We start from the raw sequence: 609 nt of genomic DNA, 5'->3' as shown, positions 1-609 counted from the left end.
AGCGCCGGAGGTTAGAGTTTCCGGCCTTCCTCACGGTGGCGGGCTGGCTGCTCCACCGGGGTTCTGCAACGAGATCGGGACCTTGTTCCCGATCGCCCCATGTGGGCGCTCTTCGTTGTAGTAGCTGCGCCAAGCCTCCAACTTTTCGCGCGCGTCGGCAAGGGTCAGGAACCAGTGCGCGTTCATGCACTCGCTCCGAATGCGGCTGTTGAAGGCTTCGGCGAAGGCGTTGTCGGTCGGTTTGCCCGGACGGGAGAAGTCCAGGGTGATGCCGTGGGCGTAGGCCCACAGGTCGAGGTCGCGCGAGACGAACTCCGACCCCTGGTCGACGCGGATCGTCTTCGGATAACCCACCCGCCGGCAGGCTTCGCCGAGCGTCCGGACCACGTCCTCGCCGCGGTAGGTCAGGCGTGCGTCCAGCACCGGCGAGAAGCGGGAGTAGGTGTCGACGACGGCCAGCACCCGGATCCTGTGGCCGGTGGCGAGCTGGTCGTGGAGGAAGTCCATTGCCCAGATGTCGTTGGGACGGTCCGCCGGCCTCCGGTCGTCCCGGAGTTTGGCCCTGACCCGTCGCTTCGGCACTTTGTTCCGGAGCTGCAGGCCCAACTC

1 protein-coding gene is annotated in these 609 nt (G+C 66.7%); it reads right to left on the bottom strand.

Features of this window, described 5'->3' with window-relative positions; translation table 11 throughout:
* Window positions 1–30: 30 nt before the first annotated feature.
* Window positions 31–609: integrase core domain-containing protein (locus BUQ68_RS22605; protein WP_075218288.1), on the bottom strand; the 579-nt coding region annotated here is incomplete at its 5' end.

It is taken from the genome of Mongoliimonas terrestris, from assembly GCF_001927285.1.
In the GTDB taxonomy this organism is placed as follows: domain Bacteria; phylum Pseudomonadota; class Alphaproteobacteria; order Rhizobiales; family Pleomorphomonadaceae; genus Chthonobacter; species Chthonobacter terrestris.
Note: the sequence above shows the minus strand (reverse complement) of the source record. Positions and strands in the feature narration are given on the sequence as shown.